This is a genomic window from Rhizobium sp. N122 (assembly GCF_002211295.1).
Lineage (GTDB): Bacteria > Pseudomonadota > Alphaproteobacteria > Rhizobiales > Rhizobiaceae > Rhizobium.
This window is the reverse complement of the sequence record NZ_LOKU01000012.1, coordinates 106085-125830: the sequence shown is the minus strand read 5'-3', so window position 1 is coordinate 125830 and position 19746 is coordinate 106085. Positions and strand designations below refer to the sequence as shown.

18 protein-coding genes are annotated in these 19746 nt (G+C 61.7%); 8 read left to right on the top strand and 10 right to left on the bottom strand.

Annotated elements, in window-relative coordinates:
• The first annotated feature begins 9 nt into the window (after positions 1–9).
• The 5 genes from ATY75_RS10995 (at position 10) to ATY75_RS10975 (ending at position 5473) form a co-directional block, all read left to right on the top strand.
• Positions 10–1629, top strand: coding sequence for an adenylate/guanylate cyclase domain-containing protein (locus ATY75_RS10995; protein WP_088937562.1), 1620 nt, complete (start codon positions 10–12; stop codon positions 1627–1629).
• A 175-nt stretch (positions 1630–1804) separates the two neighbouring features.
• Positions 1805–2017, top strand: coding sequence for a 30S ribosomal protein S21 (gene rpsU, locus ATY75_RS10990; RefSeq protein WP_003585885.1), 213 nt, complete (start codon positions 1805–1807; stop codon positions 2015–2017).
• 135 nt (positions 2018–2152) lie between these two features.
• On the top strand, positions 2153–3019 hold the full coding sequence (locus ATY75_RS10985) for a tetratricopeptide repeat protein (protein ID WP_064840735.1): 867 nt from the start codon (positions 2153–2155) through the stop codon (positions 3017–3019).
• A gap of 258 nt (positions 3020–3277) precedes the next feature.
• Positions 3278–4930 carry a sensor histidine kinase gene (locus ATY75_RS10980; RefSeq protein WP_088937561.1) on the top strand — a complete coding sequence of 551 codons (1653 nt, stop codon included), beginning with the start codon at positions 3278–3280 and terminating at the stop codon, positions 4928–4930.
• 60 nt (positions 4931–4990) lie between these two features.
• Complete coding sequence (locus ATY75_RS10975; RefSeq protein ID WP_064840737.1) at positions 4991–5473, top strand: DUF992 domain-containing protein; 483 nt, start codon at positions 4991–4993, stop codon at positions 5471–5473.
• A 57-nt stretch (positions 5474–5530) separates the two neighbouring features.
• Here the strand turns inward: ATY75_RS10975 and ATY75_RS10970 are convergent, their stop codons facing one another.
• From ATY75_RS10970 to ATY75_RS10945, 6 genes are all read right to left on the bottom strand, one after another.
• Positions 5531–6928: an NAD(P)(+) transhydrogenase (Re/Si-specific) subunit beta gene (locus ATY75_RS10970; RefSeq protein ID WP_071091020.1), complete on the bottom strand. Its 1398-nt coding sequence runs from the start codon at positions 6926–6928 to the stop codon at positions 5531–5533.
• 7 nt (positions 6929–6935) lie between these two features.
• On the bottom strand, positions 6936–7334 hold the full coding sequence (locus tag ATY75_RS10965; RefSeq protein WP_065092516.1) for a proton-translocating transhydrogenase family protein: 399 nt from the start codon (positions 7332–7334) through the stop codon (positions 6936–6938).
• Positions 7334–8482, bottom strand: a complete 1149-nt coding sequence (locus ATY75_RS10960; RefSeq protein WP_088937560.1) for a Re/Si-specific NAD(P)(+) transhydrogenase subunit alpha — start codon at positions 8480–8482, stop codon at positions 7334–7336. Before ATY75_RS10960 ends, ATY75_RS10965 begins: the two co-directional genes overlap by 1 nt.
• A 201-nt stretch (positions 8483–8683) precedes the next feature.
• Positions 8684–8908 carry an aa3-type cytochrome c oxidase subunit IV gene (locus ATY75_RS10955; RefSeq protein ID WP_049734747.1) on the bottom strand — a complete coding sequence of 75 codons (225 nt, stop codon included), beginning with the start codon at positions 8906–8908 and terminating at the stop codon, positions 8684–8686.
• 252 nt (positions 8909–9160) lie between these two features.
• Positions 9161–9913: a hypothetical protein gene (locus ATY75_RS10950; RefSeq protein WP_007631761.1), complete on the bottom strand. Its 753-nt coding sequence runs from the start codon at positions 9911–9913 to the stop codon at positions 9161–9163.
• 143 nt (positions 9914–10056) lie between these two features.
• Entirely contained in the window at positions 10057–12360 is a 2304-nt protein-coding gene (locus ATY75_RS10945) for an EAL domain-containing protein (protein WP_065092518.1), read from the bottom strand.
• A gap of 327 nt (positions 12361–12687) precedes the next feature.
• On the opposite strand from ATY75_RS10945, the gene ATY75_RS10940 reads away from it, so the two are divergent.
• Entirely contained in the window at positions 12688–13227 is a 540-nt protein-coding gene (locus tag ATY75_RS10940; protein ID WP_064840742.1) for a TRAP transporter small permease subunit, read from the top strand.
• Between the two features lie 19 nt (positions 13228–13246).
• A complete protein-coding gene (locus tag ATY75_RS10935) occupies positions 13247–14737 on the top strand; it encodes a TRAP transporter large permease subunit (RefSeq protein WP_088937559.1) in 1491 nt (496 codons plus the stop codon).
• Positions 14738–14824: 87 nt separating this feature from the next.
• On the opposite strand, the gene ATY75_RS10930 is transcribed toward ATY75_RS10935, so the two are convergent.
• On the bottom strand, positions 14825–15931 hold the full coding sequence (locus ATY75_RS10930; RefSeq protein ID WP_064840744.1) for a TRAP transporter substrate-binding protein: 1107 nt from the start codon (positions 15929–15931) through the stop codon (positions 14825–14827).
• A 292-nt stretch (positions 15932–16223) separates the two neighbouring features.
• Between ATY75_RS10930 and ATY75_RS10925 the strand changes: the two genes are divergently transcribed.
• Entirely contained in the window at positions 16224–17003 is a 780-nt protein-coding gene (locus ATY75_RS10925) for a gamma-glutamyl-gamma-aminobutyrate hydrolase family protein (protein WP_088937558.1), read from the top strand.
• 36 nt (positions 17004–17039) lie between these two features.
• Here ATY75_RS10925 and ATY75_RS10920 read toward each other — a convergent pair whose 3' ends face one another.
• From ATY75_RS10920 to ATY75_RS10910, 3 genes are all read right to left on the bottom strand, one after another.
• Positions 17040–17996 carry a 2-hydroxyacid dehydrogenase gene (locus ATY75_RS10920; protein WP_088937557.1) on the bottom strand — a complete coding sequence of 319 codons (957 nt, stop codon included), beginning with the start codon at positions 17994–17996 and terminating at the stop codon, positions 17040–17042.
• A gap of 28 nt (positions 17997–18024) precedes the next feature.
• Complete coding sequence (locus ATY75_RS10915) at positions 18025–19047, bottom strand: LacI family DNA-binding transcriptional regulator (RefSeq protein ID WP_003590238.1); 1023 nt, start codon at positions 19045–19047, stop codon at positions 18025–18027.
• Between the two features lie 119 nt (positions 19048–19166).
• Positions 19167–19679, bottom strand: coding sequence for a MarR family transcriptional regulator (locus tag ATY75_RS10910; RefSeq protein ID WP_064841452.1), 513 nt, complete (start codon positions 19677–19679; stop codon positions 19167–19169).
• Positions 19680–19746: the final 67 nt, after the last annotated feature.

The window sequence follows — 19746 nt, the reverse complement described above, 5'->3', positions numbered from 1 at the left end:
GAAAATCGAATGCCTTCCAGAGAAGAACGAGGGGTCGCCGTGATTTCCGAAACCGCCGCGCGCCGGAGCGGCTATTGGCTGATTGTCGTCGTGCTGGCAATGCTCGCGGGATTGCCGCTGGCCGTTTGGCTCGATATCAGCGATCTCTCGGGAAATACCTTGCGGCGTCAGGCGCGCGATATGAGTTCGCTGATATCCAGCATCCGCGCCTATTATTCCGCCAACGTCGTGGGCCGTGTTCTCGCTGCCCACGCCAGCGGTGCGACCGACGGCACGACCGTCTCGCACAATTACGCCAATGTACCAGGCGCCATTCCGCTGCCGGCCACCCTTTCCCTGGAACTCGGCGACGTCATCAAGGAGCAACAGGCCAACATCACCTACCGTTTCGTCTCCGACCTGCCGTTCAAGAGCCGCGCCTCCCACGAACTCGACGAATTCGAGAACAAGGCTCTCGCCGCGCTGCGGGCCAATCCGCAGCAGACCCTGAACGATCTCACCCGTGTCGGGTTGACCGACACCTTGCGGTTCATCACCCCCGTCGTCATGGGCCAGGCCTGCGTTGCCTGCCACAATAGCCATCCGGAAAGCCCGAAGACCGATTGGAAAGTCGGCGATGTGCGCGGCATCCAGGAGGTCATCATCCGGCAGCCCTATGTCAGCAACGTCTTCGCCTTCAAATACCTGCTCTGCTATTTTCTGTTCGTCGCCCTCATCGGCATCAGCTTCATCCTGCTCCAGCGGCAGCAGACACGGGCGATCCATAGTGCCAACCAGGATCTGGAAGCGGCGAACGAGTTCCTCGCCAGCGTTTCCCTGAAGATTTCGCGTTATCTCTCACCGCAGATCTACAAGAGCATCTTCTCCGGGCAGAAGGATGTGGTGGTCCATACCGAGCGCAAGCGCCTGACAATCTTCTTCTCCGACATCAAGGATTTCACCGCCACCACCGAGCGGCTGCAGCCGGAAGCGCTGACGGAGATGCTCAACGAATATCTGACGGAGATGTCGAACATCGCCCTGGAACATGGCGGCACGGTGGACAAGTTCATCGGCGACGCGATGCTGGTGTTTTTCGGCGACCCGGAAACCAAGGGTCCGGAAGAGGATGCCAAAGCCTGTCTGCGCATGGCCGTCGACATGCAGCGCCGTCTCGGCGAACTCAAGGACAGATGGCGCAGAAACGGCACCGAAGAGCCTTTCGTTGTCCGCATGGGAATCAACAGCGGTTATTGCAACGTCGGCAATTTCGGCAGCAGCGACCGCATGGACTATACGATCATCGGGGCTGAGGCCAATCTCGCAGCCCGGCTGCAATCGATCGCCCAGGGAGGCGAGATCGTCATCAGCTACGAAACCTATGCGCTGGTGACGGACATCGTCGACGCCCACCCACTGCCGCCGATCACGATGAAAGGCATACAGCGCGAGATCGTGCCCTATGCGGTGGATGGGCTGACGCTCGGCGCCGACCATAAGAGCCGCGTGCTCAGTGAACACCTATCGGGCCTTGACCTGCATCTCGATATGAGCCGGCTGGAGCCGGCCGATCGCCTCCGGGTCAGAACGGCTCTCAAGGAGGCCATCGCAGCGCTGGACGAAACCGCGGCCGAGACAGCCGGATCGTGACCGGATAGGGTCAAGCGCGATTTTTCCACCCGCTTCCCATATCCATCTGGACTTCCTATAGCCGATCTGCTATCTCGCATCACCAATCGCAAGGCTGCGGCCGCGCGAACGTTATATTTTTGCCCACTGGCGCTGCGCCGCCGCAGGCATCACCAACCAAAGGAACGTGATTCTCGTGCAGGTACTTGTCCGCGATAACAATGTCGATCAGGCTCTCCGCGCTCTCAAGAAGAAGATGCAGCGCGAAGGCATTTTCCGCGAAATGAAGATGCGCGACTACTACGAGAAGCCGTCGCAGAAGCGTGCACGCGAAAAGGCCGAGGCTGTTCGCCGCGTTCGCAAGCTGGCCCGCAAGCGCGCCCAGCGCGAAGGTCTGGTCGCACGCTGAGCGTTGCCGTCGTTTTTTCGACGTTTTCAGATGCATTGTGGCGGGGGCGATGGGTTCGCCACCGCCTTTTTTAGTTTGCCGCTGAAGATCGCATATCCCGGTATCGGATATGCCGCATGGGGAAAGCGAGCCCGAATGGCTGTCAACACCTTCAATCCGTCCCGCGCCTGGCGCCTGCAGAAAACCGCATTCCTGCCCGCTTTGGCGATGGCCGCAATGTTTGGCCTTGCCGGCTGTGAGACGACAAACACCACGGATGCCGTGATCCGCATCGACAAGGCGCAGGGTTCGGAAGAAAATATCGCCTCGCTAACGGCTGTCATCAACGCCAATCCCAAGGATCCCGAAGGCTACAACGTCCGCGGTTCCGCCTATGGCCGCGGCGGCCAGTTCCGCCAGGCGCTGAACGATTTCAACACTGCATTGCAGATCAATCCGCGGTTCTTCCAGGCCTATGCCAACCGCGCCTTGGTCTATCGCAATATGGGCCAGCAGGCCCAGGCGATCAGCGATTACAATGCCGCTCTGCAAATCAATCCGAGCTACGACGTCGCCTATATCGGCCGCGGCAACGTCTATCGCATGGCCGGCCAGGACGACCAGGCCTTCAACGATTTCGACAAGGCGATACAGCTCGGCACCACCGATGGCCGCGCCTATCACAATCGTGGCCTGATCTACCAGAAGCGCAATCAGCAGGACAAGGCGATCGACGATTTCTCGAAGGCGATCTCGCTCGCGCCGAATTCGCCCGAGCCCTATAATGGCCGCGGCATTTCCTATATCGCGCTGAACGACAACGACAACGCCTTTGCCGACTTCAACCATGCGATCGAACTCAACGGCAACGTCGCCGAATCCTGGGCCAACCAGGCGCTGGTTTACGAGCGGCGCGGCGACAAGGCGAAGGCCGCCCGGTCCTATCGCCATGCCGTCGGCCTTGATCCCAAGTACCAGCCGGCCCGCGATGGCCTCACCCGCGTCGGCGCCTCAGCCGGCTAAGGACGCGAGACGGGCGGCCGAAATATCGGCCGCCGCACGGGCCTCGAAACGACAAGCCGAAAACCTGCCTTCGGCCTCGATGACATATCATAGTATGTTGCAACCTGCTCCTGCTCCACCTAACATGGCGCTGCTTCGATAGCCTGCTATCGGGCGTTCGAACCATGTTGAGGGCGGCTTGCGAGAGATGCGGATCTTTGCTTTCCTGACCGCTCGCGAAAACCGTTGCCCGCTGCTGCATGCGATGTGGCGCAATAAATGAAAATCGTCGCACTGTTCTTTCCCAAGGCCTCGATCGGCACCTATCTCGTCGCCATGGCGGTGGCGATCGCACTGCCGATCTTCGCTTTCGTAACCCTGCTGCTGCTGCAGCTTGAGGACAATCAGCGCTCGACGCTGAGGCGCGAGACGGCCCAGGATGCGGTCGCCCTGTCGCGCATCATCGACCGCCAGCTTCAGGACATGGCAACGACGCTGCGGCTGCTTTCGAGTTCGCCGGAACTCGAAGACGGCAATCTCGCCGCCTTTCACCAGCGCACGGAAACCGCCCTCAGAGACAATTCGCTGTTCGTCATCGCCGTCGACCGCACGGGTCAGCAACTCTTGAATACGCGCCGGGCGTTCGGCACCCCGCTCGGCGAGATAGCGAATATCCCGGCCCTCCAGGAAGTCATGACCACCGGTCGCATCGAGGCCTCCGACGTCTTTCGCGGCCGCACCAGCGGCGACTGGGTCTATAACGTCACCCTGCCGCGGAAGAACGATCCGGTCGCAGCCCTGATCATTACGCAGGACGCCAAGGATCTCGGCAAGCTGGTGACCACCGAGGGCCTTGCTCCTGGCTGGTCGGCCGCCGTCATCGATCAGAGCGGCCATGTAGTCGCCGCCACCGGCCCCGCCAATCTGGAACCCGGCACGCCCTTCGATCCACGCATCCTGCCGGCGTTCACCGCTTCGCGCGGTGTCTTCCAGGACGAGACGATCCTGCCGCACATGCTGCTCGGTTATTCCAGAATTCCCGGTTGGTCGTGGAAAACAGTGATCTGGGGACCGATCGCCCAGGCATCGATCCTCAGCACCTGGCGTTTCCTCATCATCGGCGGCGTCGCCCTGGTGCTCGTCGCCGTGCTCGGCGCCTATGCCGTGGCGAGGCAGGTTCGCACCACCATCCGCGATATCGCCGAAATGGCCAACCGCATGGGCGAAGGCCATATCGTCTCGCCGGTCGAGACCAGCGTCATCGAGGCAAACCAGGTGGCGATCGCCCTTTCGAATGCCTCCTTCGATCGCAGCCAGACCGAAGACCGGCTGCGCTTCGTCATGCACGAACTCGTCCACCGCACCAAAAACCTTCTGACGCTGGCCCAGGCCATGATGCGCCAGCTCGCCAAACAGGCCGATAGCGTCGAGACCTTCCAGGCCGCCGTCGCCGACCGCCTCGAAGGGCTGGTGCGGTCGATCGAACTTCTGACCAGCGAGCAATGGGGAGGCGTATCGCTGCGGCGGGTTGTCGACATCCACCTGCAGGCCTTCCCGCAATCGCGTGAACAGATTGAAATCACAGGCAAAGATTTCGTTCTGAAGCCGGATGCGGTGCAGAATCTCGGCCTTGCCTTGCATGAACTCGCCACCAATTCGGTGAAATATGGTGCGCTCTCCGTCCCGCAAGGCCGTGTCCGCTTCGAATGGCACGATGTCAGGGAGGAGGACAAGCCGGATGCCCTGCTCCGCTTCACCTGGGAGGAGCGCGGCGGCCCGCCTGTGGTAGAACCGACCCGCTCCGGCTTCGGCACAACCGTCATCAAGGCCCATGCCGCCTCCGCCTTCCGCGGCACGGTGCAGGTCGATTTCCGGCCCGAGGGACTGTTGTGGGTGCTCACGGCCCAGCGCGCCACGCTACAGCGGGACTAGCTCCCGGAACAATCGCCACCTCTACCCGTTTCGAACAGGTCGTTCCCAAGGAGAAAGACCATGTTCAAGCAAACGATGATCGCAGCCGCGGCTCTGGCAGCCGCTGCCTGGGCAAATCCGGCCGGCGCGGAAAGCTATGTCACGCTTGGCCGCCTGGTCTGCGGATCGGATGGCGGCCAGGGTCTGATCATCACTTCGCAGAAGAACCTGATCTGCACCTATACGCCGGCATCAGGCGGCGCCAAGGCCGTGTATGCCGGTAAAATCGAGAAGTTCGGCCTCGACATCGGCCAGACCGGCAAGAGCGTTATGATCTGGCAGGTGCTGGCAAAAACCGGCACGGATATGCCGCAATTCGCGCTGGCCGGCGAATATTACGGCGTCGGGGCGGATGCGAGCATCGGTGCAGGCGCCGGTGCCAAGGTGATCGCCGGCGGCACCAACAAAGCATTCATGCTGCAGCCGCTCAATGTCCAGGCCCAGGAGGGGTTGAACCTCGCCATCGGGGTCGAGAAGATGACGCTCGTGCCGGGCGAGGTATGACGGCACAGGCCATCCCCCCTCAATCGAACAGCCGCCCGAGGGGCGGCTGTATTGGCGTCATCCATGCGCGATTGCCTTGTTGATATCCTCGGTCATTTTCTTCGCGTCGCCGAGCAGCATCATCGTGCCGTCCTTGTAGAACAGCGTGTTATCAATGCCGGCATAACCCGAGCCGAGCGAGCGTTTGACGAACAGGCAGGTCTTTGCCCGATCGACGTCGAGGATCGGCATGCCGTAGATCGGCGAGGTCTTGTCGTCGCGCGCCGCCGGATTGGTGACGTCGTTTGCGCCGATGACATAGGCGACGTCGGCCTGGGCGAATTCGGAATTGATATCCTCGAGTTCGAAGACCTCGTCATAGGGAACATTGGCTTCGGCGAGCAGCACGTTCATGTGGCCGGGCATGCGGCCGGCGACAGGGTGGATCGCATATTTCACTTCGACGCCGTTCTTTTTCAGATTGTCGGCGAGTTCGCGCAGCGCATGCTGGGCCTGGGCGACCGCCATGCCGTATCCCGGCACGATGATGACCTTCGATGCATTGGCCATCAGATAGGCCGCATCCTCGGCCGAACCGAGCTTGACGGTCTTGTCTGAAGTGTCCGGCCCGCCCGATGCCGTCTCGCCGCCGAAACCGCCGAGGATGACGGAGACGAAGGAACGGTTCATGCCCTTGCACATGATGTAGGAAAGAATGGCGCCGGAAGAACCGACAAGCGCGCCGGTGATGATCAGCGCCAGATTGCCGAGTGTGAAGCCGATGCCGGCCGCAGCCCATCCGGAATAGGAATTCAGCATCGAGACGACGACCGGCATATCGGCGCCGCCGATCGGCACGATCAAGAGAACGCCGAGCGCCAGCGACAGCGCCACGACGGCCCAGAAGTCGAAATGGCTTTCGGTGGCGGCAAGCCCGATGATGAACAGCACGATCAGCACCAGCAGGGTCGCATTGATCATATGCCGGTAAGGCAGCAGGATCGGCTTGCCGGACATGCGTCCGTCAAGCTTCAGGAAGGCGATGATCGAGCCGGTGAAGGTCAGCGCGCCGATCGCCACGCCGAGGGCCATTTCGACGCGCGCCTCCGTGTGGATCTGGCCGATCTCGCCGATGCCGAAGGAGGCGGGAGTATAGAGCGCCGAGGCCGCCACCAAGACGGCGGCAAGGCCGACCAGCGAATGGAAACCGGCGACGAGCTGCGGCATCGAGGTCATGGCGATGGTGCGGGCGACATAGGCACCGACGCTGCCGCCGATGGCAAGGCCGAGGATGATCAGCACGAAGCCGCCGAAATTCGGCGTCGCCAGCACCAGCGTCGTCAGGATGGCGATCCCCATCCCGATCATGCCGTAGAGATTGCCCCTACGGCTGGTGGCCGGATGCGAGAGACCCCGCAGTGCCAGGATGAAGAGAACGCCGGAGACGAGGTAGAGGAAGGCTGCGATATTGGTCATCGGTTCCTCACCGGTCTTTCTTGCGGTACATCGAGAGCATTCGCTGCGTCACCAGGAATCCGCCGAAAATGTTCACCGAGACGAGTACGAGCGCCACGAAACCGAAGCCGGTCGCAAGCCCGCTTGTCGAGATGCCGACCGCCAGAAGGGCGCCGACGACGATGACGGAGGAGATCGCATTGGTGACGGCCATCAGCGGCGTATGCAACGCCGGGGTCACCGACCAGACGACGTAATAACCGACGAAGATCGACAAGACGAAGATCGCCAGCTGGAAGACGAAGGGATCGATCGCCCCGCCGGTCGCAGCACTGGCCGCTTCCGGCGCGTGGGCCGCTGCGGTGGCAACGGCGCTAACCGCTTGGTCGAGCTGTTCCAGCGCTCTGTCCATTGCTTCACTGGCCATCACAGATCTCCCTTCTTCGCGCCGCCGAAGGCGGGATTCACCACGTCGCCGGCATAGGTCAGCATCGTCGCCTTGACGAGCTCGTCGTCGAGGTTGACGACGACGCTCCGGCTTTCCTTGTTGACCATCGTCTCCAGGAAGGTGACGAGGTTCTTGGCGTAGAGCGCCGAAGCGCTGGCCGCGACCCGGCCCGGCATATTGGAGAAACCGATCACCTTGACGCCGTCAACATCGGCGATCTCGCCGGCGACGACGCCCTCGATATTGCCGCCGCGCTCGACGGCGAGGTCGACGGCGACCGCGCCGGGCTTCATCGCCGCGAGCATGGTGCGCGAAACAAGCCGCGGCGCCGCGCGGCCGGGGATCAGCGCTGTGGTGATGACAATATCCTGCTTGGCGATATGCTCGGCCACGAGTGCGGCCTGCTTTGCCTGATAGTCGGCGGACATTTCCTTGGCATAGCCGCCAGCCGTTTCCGCCGCCTTGAACTCCTCGTCCTCGACGGCGATGAACTTGGCGCCGAGCGAGGCGACCTGCTCCTTGGCGGCCGGGCGCACGTCGGTGGCCGAGACCGCAGCACCCAGGCGCCGCGCGGTGGCGATCGCCTGAAGACCGGCGACGCCAGCGCCCATGACGAAGACCTTGGCGGCCGGCACGGTGCCGGCAGCCGTCATCATCATCGGCATGGCGCGATCATAGACCGCCGCCGCCTCGATGACGGCCTGGTAGCCGGCGAGATTGGCCTGGGACGACAGCACGTCCATCGATTGTGCACGGGTAATGCGCGGCATCAGTTCCATGGCGAAAGCCGAAAGGCCGGCGCTTGCCAGAGCCGCGATCGCTTCGTCATTGCCGTAGGGATCCATGATGGCGATGACGACGGCGCCGCTTTTATAGCCTGAAATTTCCTGTTCGCTCGGGCGGCGCACCTTCAGCACCACATCGGCGGAGCCGGCATCGGCAAAACTGCCGATCCTGGCGCCCGCCGCCTCGAACTCTGCGTCCGGAACGCGCGACGCAGCACCGGCACCGGCTTCGACGACGACATCGAAGCCGAAGCTTTTCATCTTTTTCACGGTCTCGGCGGAGGCCGCGACACGCGTCTCCTCGCCCGCAATTTCCCTTGCAACGAAAACGATATTGCCCAACTGCCCCCTCCTCCGGGTCAGCCAGACCGCCGCAGGCTTCCCTGCGCAGGCCAAGCACCTAAAGCATGTCGCGCAAAACTGTCCGGCGGTTCTGCGATAACGATATGCGAGAAAATAAAGACCTGAAGCGCAAGCAGCGAATCGGAACGATCGCGACGCGCTTCAGTCACAAGCTTCGGCGAAGCCTTCCCTTTGCCGCGATCAGCGGACCAGGAAGACGCCGGCAGCGAGAAGAATGATGAAGACGAAGAGGCCGCCGAGAAGGCCGGCGCCGCCGAAGAAACCTGCGGTCATCGCAAGCAGCAGGACGATGAGAAGCATCGAGCCGTATTTCGTGGCGGTAATGAACATGTCGTAGGTCTTTTCATGTTCCTTGTAATCCATCGGCGCGCCGGTCTCGACCGGTCCGGTATGATGTTCGGCCATAAATATCGTCTCCCTGAAATGCCTCTGCGCTGCCTGATTCCCTCGGCTGGCGAGGGAAGTCCCTGCCTGCAGGAATTACACAATGACAGGCGAAAGCGCAATGCATGAGAATGCCGCGGCAACGCGCGGAAATGTGCAGCGATTCCTCGCAACGACATGCTATCTATCCGGGCGAAAACACGAGGGGCGACGACTGTGATTGTCATCGCCCCTCATTGTTTTCACTCAAATCTCTCCGCGAGAGAACAGAAATCAGAGCGGCAGGTCGGTGCCGAGTTCGCCCTGCGGCACGAAGCGCGCCGTCGGAATGATGGTGAGCGGCGGCAAGGTGTCGTTGGGATTGCGCGAAAACATCATGCGCTGCTCGCTGGCGCTGGAGATGAAGAAGGGATAACGCGTCAACAGCTTGCGCCCGACCTCGATCACGTTCGTCGCCATCAGCGTCATGTCGATCCCGTAATTCTTCGCCAGCCGGCCGGGCACGACCGTGTCGGCATAGAAGACCCGCTTGTAGAAGGCCGCATGCGGCGGCCGAACGAACTGCAGAACCCGGTCCGCACGGAAATACGCCGCCGCGACGATGGTCGGCCGCAGCGTCAGATAGGGAACCCAGGGCAGATCGGCGGTGAGTTCGGGGTCGGCCGCGAAACGCGCCGGATCGATCAGCGTCAGCCCCGCATCCAGAAGCTCATCCATCGCCTCGGGAAAGGCGCCGCCTGATTGGCTGAGGCGATGCTCCGGTGTCACATAATGAACCCGGATGGTGCTGACCAATTCCCCATAATAATACAGGCCGAAAATATAGGCGTGGCTGTCGAAATCACTGTCGTCAAGCAGCCCCTTCGGAGCGAGCGCAAGCACGTCGTGGGCCTTGTAGGCCTTGTAGCGCAGGCGTTCTACCTGCTCCATGTCTTCGCTGCTTTCGACGCGGCGATACTCGACATGGTCCAAAACTTCCAAAATTTTCGCGCTGAAATCGCTACGCTTGAACAGTGTCTCTGACATTTTCCCGATCCGCTCGTTAACGGATCATTAATCATATGCCGACGAGATTTAGGCAAGGAAATCCGATAATTCGGGCCGTTTATAAAGTATTAAGGTTAACGGTGCGGAGAATTGTCAGTGCAAGAGCGGCCGATGCGGATGGCTTAGGCGACCTTGCTGCGCCGACGCTGAACGGGGCGGCGGCCGATACCCTGCTGCAACAGCGGAATATTCTGGGAAGGCACGGGCTGCGAGAAAACATAGCCCTGTACGAGGTCGGTGCTGCGATGTTTGTTGAGCAGGGCGAGCTGCTCTTCGGTCTCGACGCCCTCGATGACGATCTTCAGCCCCAGTTCGCGGGCGAGATGGACCGTGCCGCGCAGGAGTTTGAGGCGGCGGGTATCCTCGACGATATTGCGGACGAAGGAGCGATCGATCTTGACGATATCGAGCGGCAGGGTATCGAGATAGCTGAGGCTGGAGAAGCCGGTCCCGAAATCGTCGATGGCGATGGTGATGCCGCGGGCCCGGAGTTCAGCCAGGATGGCGCGCACGGCCGCCGGCTCGTCGATCAGGCAGCTTTCCGTGACTTCGAGATGCAGCCGCGCCGCGTCGAGGCCGGAATGGGCAAGCGCATCGGCGACCACCTGAAGAATGTCGGCATCCCTGAGATCGCGCGCCGAGAGGTTGACCGAGACGGCGATATGATCCGGCCAGTTCATGCATTCGCTGCAGGCCTTGAACAGGACGAAGCGGGTGATGTCGGAGATGATGCCCATATCCTCGGCGAGCCGGATGAAGACATCGGGCGGGATCGAGCCCTTCTCCGGATGCACCCAGCGCGCCAAGGCCTCGGCGCATTCGATCCGCGAACCGTCGGCCCGGAACATCGGCTGGAAAACCAGATGCAGCGCCTGCGCCGAAACCGCCTCGCGCAGATCCGCCTTCAGCTTCTGCTGCTCGATGTAGCGGCCGTCCATTTCCCGTTCAAAGCCGGAGATGCCGCCCTTGAAGCGGGACTTGCTTTCGAACAGCGCCAGATCCGCCTTGACGCTCCATTCGTCCATGGCGAAGGCGGTGCTTTCGAGGATGGCATAACCGGCACTGAGCGAAACGAGGAAGGTCAGCTCATCGACCTCGTAGTGGCCCTGGATCGCCGCATGCACGCGGCGGATCTCGATGTCGAGCAAGCCCGGCTCTTTCGCATGCGGGAAGAACAGGATGAACTGGTCGCCCATCAGCCGGCCGAGAATGGCGTTGCCGGAGGCCTGCTTGATGCGGGCGGCGATAGCACAGAGCAGATGATCGCCGGTGACATGGCCGCGCATGTCGTTGACATGTTTGAATTCATCGATATCGAGAACCATGAAGCCGAGCGGCCCGGACTTTCTCGGATGTTTGGCGAGATACTCCTGCACCAGTTGCCCGAAATATTGCCGGTTCGGCAGGCCGGTGAGCGCATCGAAGCGGACCATGTGCATGATCTTCTGCTCCGCCTTCACCCGGCTCGACACGTCCTCAAAGATCAGCACGGCGCCGCCGTCGGCCCTTCGGCTGGCGGAGAATTCCAGCGACAGCCCTTCGGGAAAATGAATGAGCGTGCGCGACAGATTGCCTTCGGCGACCTGTGTGAGCTGGCGCAGGATGAGCTCCGGCTGCGAAGCGTCCATGAAGCTGTAGCGCGCGCCGTAGCGCAGCACGGCGCCGAGATCGCGGTCCTTCAGCCGCTCCGGCGCGCCGATCTTCAGAAGCTCGCAGGCCTTGCGATTGACGACCTGGATCCGGTTTTCGGCATCGACCATGACCAGGCCATGCGGCATGTTGTTGAGCGCCGTATCGAAGCGGTCGGCGATAATGGTGATTTCCCGGCGCGCGATGACATTCTCATAAAGGAACTCGCGCACGCCGTTCGCCATGGCCCGCGTCGTCAGCCAGAAGGGAATGAGGAAGATCGACAGCAGACCACGATAGAAATCCAGTGCCATCAGGCTGCAGACGATCATCGGCAGACAGCAGGAGAAGGTCTGCAGGTCGACCGCAAGCCGCGAACCGTAATTGCGGCCGACGACGGAAACCATGGTCGCCATGGTCACGGCAATGCAGGCAAGTTCGGCAAAGGAATCGTGTACGACGAAGATGGCGTAGCCGCTGGCAAGGCCAAGCAGGGCGGTGGTGCAGGCCGCACCGGCGACCAGTATCCGCTCCCAGCGCTCGATTCCGTCGTGCGACAGGCTCTCCTTGTCGACACCATCGAACTGCCGGAAGATGACCATGCGAATGCAGAAGACCAGGAGGAAAGCGGCGGCCAGCAGGATGTAGACGAAGGACTGGGTCTTGGCGGCGACGGCAAGGCAGGTTGCGACATGCACGATCACGCCGGCAAGAAGCGTCATGCGGTTCCCGGAAAGGGAGCTCACAAACGACAGATACACATCTAAAGGGACCCTGTTCGGGTTATCTGGCTTCATCCACACTTTCCCTGTGCGCGGGAATTCTAAGCCGAACCCTTTAAAAATTGATTTCAATGGAATCAAACATTTGGTCAAATTTTCTAAAACCAGAGGATGAACCGCACAGCTTACACGCGTTAATGCAGCCTCTTGGCGAGATTATTGAAATTTTTTATCCACGCCAGGGTTGTCGAATTATTACATGGTCACACGGCCCGGTCGGCGCCTCTAAGACTATACTCCAAGCCGAGGCATTTATCCTTCCAATTTCGAAGGCCGTGGTCTACATCGATTGCAAGAGGGAAAGCTGCCGGAAAAACGGCAGGGCAAGAACAAGGGAAACGAATGTCGGGACTTCTGGCGGCAAGCCGGCTGATCGATTCGGTCAGTCGGATCATGGGCAAACTTTCCGAATATATGGTGCTGTTCTGCTGTCTGATCAGCGCCGGAAACGCCATCGTCCGCTACGCCTTCAATTACAGTTCGAACGGCTGGCTCGAGATCCAATGGTATCTCTTCGCCTTCGTCGTCATGCTCGGCGCCTCGCATGCGCTGCGCAACAACGAGCATGTCCGCGTCGACCTGATCTATGGTGCGGTGTCCGACAAGGCGAAGATCTGGATCGACATCGTCGGCCTCATCCTGTTCCTCATCCCGGTCTGCGTCTTCCTCACCTGGCTCTGCTGGCCCTTCTTCACGCTGTCCTACCAGCAGGGGGAAATATCGGGCAATGCCGGCGGGCTGATTCGCTGGCCCGTCAAGCTGGTCCTCGTCGCCGGCTTCGGACTGTTGTCTCTCCAGGGGCTTTCCGAGCTGATCAAGCGGATTGCCGCCCTCACCGGCCATATCAGCATCGACACGACATACGAAAAGCCGCTGCAATAGCGCCTCGGGAGGAACGGATTTGTTTGATTTCGGTATCATTCCGCCGGCGATGTTCCTGGGCATGGTTATCTTCATGCTCTACGGCTTTCCGGTCGCCTTTTCGCTCGCCGCCGTCGGCCTGTTTTTCGGCATTATCGGCATCGTCACCGGCCATTTCGGCGAAGTCTTCCTGCAGGCGCTGCCGCTGCGTTTCTTCGGCATCCTTTCCAACGACCTGCTGCTCGCCATCCCCTTCTTCACCTTCATGGGCGCGGTGCTGGAGCGCTGCGGGCTGGCCGAGGATCTGCTCGAAGGCACCGGCAAACTCTTCGGCGGCATACCGGGCGGCCTTGCCTATGCCGTCATCCTCGTCGGTGCGGTGCTCGGCGCCATCACCGGCACGGTCGCCGCCTCCGTCATCACCATGGGCGTGATCTCGCTGCCGATCATGCTGCGCTACGGTTACAACCCGCGCCTTGCGACCGGCGTCATCGCCGCCTCGGGCACCATCACCCAGGTGATCCCGCCCTCGCTCGTGCTCGTCGTTCTCGCCGACCAGCTCGGCCGGTCGGTCGGCGACATGTATCTCGGCGCGATCGGCCCCTCGATCCTGCAGGTGTCGATCTTCGTGCTCTTCATCCTGGTGATGTCGATCATCCGGCCGAAATCGATGCCGCCGCTGCCGAAGGAAGTGCGCGGCGACTTCAACTGGGCGCTGCTCGCCAAAGTGCTGATGGGCATGGTGCCCTCGATCGTGCTGATCTTCCTGGTGCTCGGCACGATCTTCATGGGCCTTGCGACGCCGACGGAAGCCGGGGCGCTGGGCGTCGTCGGCGCCATGGGCCTCGCTGCCATGAATCGCCGCCTCACCTGGCCGCTGATCCGCCAGGCAATGACATCGACCACCCACATCACCTCCATGGTGGTGATGATCCTGATCGGCTCCACCTGTTTCAGCCTGGTCTTCCAGGGCATGGACGGCTCGCGCTGGATCGAGCACATGCTGTCGGGCCTTCCCGGCGGCCCGGTCGGCTTCCTGATCTTCGTCAACCTCTTCATCTTCGTGCTCGCCTTCTTCCTCGATTTCTTCGAGATCGCTTTCATCGTCATCCCGATGCTTGCCCCCGTCGCCTCCCATCTCGGCATCGACCTGATCTGGTTCGGGGTGCTGATCTGCGTCAACATGCAGACGAGCTTCATGCATCCGCCCTTCGGCTTCGCGCTGTTCTACCTGCGCTCGATCGCCGGCAAGGACGTCAAGACCTCGGATATCTACATGGGCGCCCTGCCCTGGGTCGGCATGCAGTTGATCCTGGTGGCGATCGTGATCTTCTGGCCGCAATCGGTGACCTATTGGCTGGATCACGGCCCGAAGGTCGATCCGAACTCGATCAAGATCGAGGTCCCGGGCTTCGGCGGCCAGCTCGGCCTTCCGCCGCTGGGCGGCGGCGGCAATGGCGCGCCGCAGATCCCCGGCCTGACCCTGCCGCCACTCGGCCTGCCCGGAGCGCCGCCGCCGCCCGCCAAATAACTCGCCAAATAACCGGCCAAAACAAAACCCCGGATCAAGCGATCCGGGGTTTTTTCATGCGTTAATGTCATGCACCGATGGAAGCCCTCAGAGCTTTCCGGCCCGCTGCTGGATCATCATGAACGTATCGAAAGTGTATTCCGAAAGCTGCATCCAGAGATAGGCGTCCCGCTTGAAGGCGGTCTGGTCGTCGTAGATCTTCTTGAAATACTGGTTGGTGCCCGAGATTTCGCTGTAGATGCCGGTCGCTGCCTGGAAGCAGGCTTCCATGATCTCCTGGCTGAACGGGCGCAGCGTCGCACCTTCCGCAACGAGCTGCTTCAGCGCCGTCGGGTTTTTCGAGTCGTACTTTGCCAACATGTTGGTGTTGGCGAAGGCGCAGGCATCGGTCAGCGCTGCCTGATAGTGCTTCGGCAGGTTGCTCCATTTCTCAAGGTTGAAGAAACCATGCACCGTCGGGCCGCCCTCCCACCAGCCGGGATAGTAGTAGTACTTCGCCACCTTGTGGAAGCCGAGCTTCAGGTCGTCATAGGGGCCGACGAACTCAGCCGCATCGATCGTGCCTTTCTCCAGCGCCGGATAGATGTCGCCGCCGGCGATCTGCTGCGGGATGACGCCGACCTTCTCCATGACACGACCGGCAAGGCCGGCAATGCGCATCTTGACGCCCTTGAGGTCGTCGAGCGTATTGATTTCCTTGCGGAACCAGCCGCCCATCTGCGCGCCGGTATTGCCGGCAGGCAGAGCATACATGCCCTGTGTGGCATAAAATTCATTCATCAGCTTGTTGCCGTTGCCCTCGTAGTACCAGGCATTGGTCAGGCGGCTGTTCAGGCCGAACGGAATGGCCGTTCCGATGGCATAGGTCGGGTCCTTGCCGACGAAATAATAGGAGGTGGTATGGGCTGCCTCGACCGTGCCGGCGGCGACCGCATCGACGGCCTGCAGGCCGGGCACGATTTCACCGGCCGCAAAAGGCTGGATCGTGAAATTGCCGTCTGTCGCCGCGGCGACATGCTTGGCGATATCCTCGGCACCGCCATAGATCGTATCCAAGCTCTTCGGAAACGACGACGTCATGCGCCACGCGATCTTCGGATTCTCCTGCGCGATCGCAGGCGCTGCCAATGCCGTTGCGGCGACCGCGCCGGCGCTGGCGGTTCCCGCCTTCTTGAAAAACGAACGACGATCCATCAAAAACCTCCCGTATGGATGGCACTGCGCGGCCAATCTTCACCCCACCCGCAGCCGGCGCAAACCTAAGCATGGCGGGGGCCGCGATTCAAGCTTTAGTCTATTAGCCTTTGGCATCAGGACGGTAATAAGGCAATGCGGGTGCGCCTATCAAAATCAGCGGCTTAGCGGCGATCCCGGAGCCACCGGGCCGCGTCCGTCGTATTTTGGCCACCCGGCGCAGCCAAGCGTTGACTTCAAGACCGTTCTGGCGCCAAAAACAGCAAGCACGAAGATTTTTACCGGGGTTGATATGACAAAACCGATCGTTGCCATTCCTGCCGATATCCGCAGCTTCGACGGCGCGACCTGGCATGCCGTGCAGCATCAATATTTGAGTGCCGCCTTGAATGCGGCCGGTGTCATGGCCTTCATCATCCCCACTTTCGAGGCAGGCTACGATACCGACGCGATCCTCGACCGCGTCGACGGCCTCCTGGTTTCCGGCTCGGCCAGCAATGTGCATCCCTCGCTTTACGGTGCCGAGGTCAATGACCGGGACGGTCCCTTCGACCCTGCCCGCGATGCCACCAGCCTGCCGCTCATCCGCCGCGCCATCGATCGCGCCATCCCGCTGCTCGCCATCTGCCGCGGCATCCAGGAATTGAACGTCGCGCTCGGCGGCTCACTGGCAAGCGAGATCCAGGAACAGCCCGGCATCTCGGACCACCGCCGGCCGGAAGGCGTCGACCGCGACGGCATGTACGCCATCCGCCAGAGCGTTCACGTCAAGGAAGGCTCGTGCATCGCAGGCATCCTCGGCCCCGGTGAGGTTCGGGTGAATTCCCTGCATCGGCAGGCGATCGCCAGGACCGCGCCGCGCCTGCAGGTGGAAGCGATCGCCGAAGACGGCACGGTGGAGGCGGTCTCCGTCATCGACGCCAAGGCCTTCGCCGTCGGCGTGCAGTGGCATCCGGAATATTGGGCCGAAACCGACAAGCCTTCGAACCAGCTGTTTCAAGCTTTCGGCGACGCGGTCCGCGCCTACGCCGCCGGCAAGCTGCCGGTCACCCCCGTGCAGGCGATCGCCTGACGGTGCGACACCGGCGAAGCTGAAATCAGGCCTATTTTAACGCTTTTGCGGCGTCTCCGGCACCGGCGTCAGCGCAGCACCTTTCTCGAACCAGGCGATGAGATTGTCGGCAACGAGATCGGCCATCGCGTTGCGGGTCGGCACCGAAGCCGAGGCGACATGCGGCAAGAGCACCGCATTGGCCGGTTCCAGCAGACCGGCCGGCACGGTCGGCTCGTCATAGAAGACATCGAGGCCGGCCGCTCCGAGCGCGCCGGAGGCAAGCGCTGCGCTCAGCGCCTCCTCGTCCACCGTCCAGCCGCGGCCGACATTTACGAGAATGCCGTTCGGGCCGAGGGCTGCCAGAATATCGGCATCGATCGTCTTGTGCGTCTGCGGCGTCTTCGGAACGATGGCGACCAGCGTATCCACCGCTTCCGCCAACCCCTTCAGCGTCGGGTGATAATCATAAGGTGCATCGGCATGGCGCGACCGCGTGTGATAGCTGATCTTCACCTTGAACGGCTCCAGCCGCCTGGCGATCTCAAGCCCGATACGGCCAAGGCCATAGAGCCCGACATGGCGGCCCTTGAGCGAGAAGCGCGACAACGGATAGGCCGTGCCCGGCTTCCATTTGCCCGCCCGCAGCCAGACTTCGGCCCGCGGCAATTCGCGGACGGTGTTCAGCAGCAGACCGATCGCCGTATCGGCAACTTCGTCGTTCAGCACATCGGGCGTATTGGTGACGACGATGCCCTTTTCGGCGGCACGCTTCACGTCCATGCCGTCATAGCCGACGCCGAAACTGGCAATCACCTCGACGCCAGGCAGCTGGTCCATCCACGCACCCGGGAAAGCACCGGAGACCGCAACGCCGCGGATGCGGCCGACGGTCTCGGCGTCGAGCGCAAGTTTATGCTCGCGCGCAACGGCGATAATGTCAAAACGATCCTTCAGCCTTTCGAGAACGCGCTCGTGTATCTTCCCGGGAACGAGAATGGCGATGCGGGACATGGCTTTTCCTCTTGGATGCGGTCTTGGTTCAGGCGCGGGGCCGATGGGGGCTGGTGGACTGGCGGATGCGCATTTCCGGTTTGATCAGATGCATGCCGTCAGGCTCGTGGCTGCCGGCAAGCCGGTCGAGCAGCGCCCGCGCCGCCAGGCGACCGACCTCGGTCTGGCCGTTCCAGACGGTCGTCAGCGCCGGCGTCGCGATCGACGCCTCCTCGAGATCGTCATAACCGGTGACGGAAATGTCGCGTCCGGGCACCAGGCCAGCACGGGCAATACCGTTCATCAATCCGATTGCCACGAGATCGTTCCAGCAGACGGCCGCCGTCGGCTTCTGCGGCAGCGACAGGAAATGCACCGCCGCCTCGAAGCCGCCCTGTTTCGAGCGCGGGCCGGGAATGCGCAGGTTCGGGTCGACCTCGATGCCGGCCTTACGCAGCGCGTTGACATAACCCTGGTAGCGGTCGCGGCCGGTGGAGGTCTGGTCGGTGCCGCCGATCATCGCGATCGAGCGGTGGCCGAGGCCGATCAGATGGTTGGTGGCGAGCGAAATGCCGTAGCTGTCGTCGCCGCGATAGGTCGGCAGGTCCTGGCCTTCCATCGAACGGGCGACCAGGATCGCCGGCATGCCGTTTTCTTCCGCCAGCTGCACGTCCTCAGGCGGCGTGCCGATCGCCGGCGACATGATGACGCCGTCGCCGCCGAGCTGCAGGAGCGTCTCGATGAAGGTGCGCTGCTTCTCGACATTGTCGTAGTGGTTGGAAAGGATGAAAGTGTGGCGGCTGCGATCGAGTTCGCTTTCGATCGCCTTCAGGATTTCCCCATAGAAGGGGTTCATGATGTCGTGCACGACGACGCCGATGATACCGGAGCGCGAGGTGCGAAGGCTGGCGGCGCGGCGATTGTAGATATAGCCGAGCGCGCGCGCCTGTTCCTTGATCTTTTCCCGGGTATTGCCGGCGACGAGCGGACTGTCGCGTAAGGCAAGCGATACGGTCGCCGTTGAAATGCCGAGCGTTTCGGCGATCGTCGAAAGCTTGATCTTCTGGACCACGTGTCCTCCTCCAGGCAGCACGCAAGACAGCAAGCCCCCGCCGGAAAACCGGCTCGGCCCCTTAAAATGTTTAATTAAAAGATTTAACCGGCGGAGGCAATTCGTCTTTCAGGGAAATTTCACTCTTCGTCCGGTTCTTCGACATGGAGGGCTTCGGCCTGGAGATTGCCGTCGATCGCCTTCAGCAGCCGGACGAGATTGCGGATTTCCTTTTCGGAGAATTCCTGCGTCGCCAACCTGTCGCAGGCGGACGCCGCCATCTCGATCGCCTGCACGCTGCCGCGGCCAAGCTCGGTGAGATAGACCTTGGTGAGACGCGCATCCTCGGCATCGGGCTTACGCTCGAGGAAACCCTGCGCCTCCATGCGGCCGATCGTGCGCGTCATCGTCGGCGCCTTGACGCCGAGCTTCTGGGCAAGGCCGCCGGCCGTCATGCCGTCGCTCTCGGCCAGCGAGAGAATGACGCCGTCCTGGCCGGCATAGAGACCGCTTTCGAGCAGGTTGCGCGACAGCACCGTGCGCATGGAACGAGCCGCCTGGGTGAGTGCCGGGGAGAGGTCGACGAGCGTATACTCCGTCTGGTCCTTCTTCTTGGACTTGTTCTTCTTGCCGTCCTTATGCTTCTTTCCCATAGCCATCCCTTTGATCTTTAAGCGCCGGCGCCGCTGCGTTATGACATTGCCCAGGATCTCGTCATAA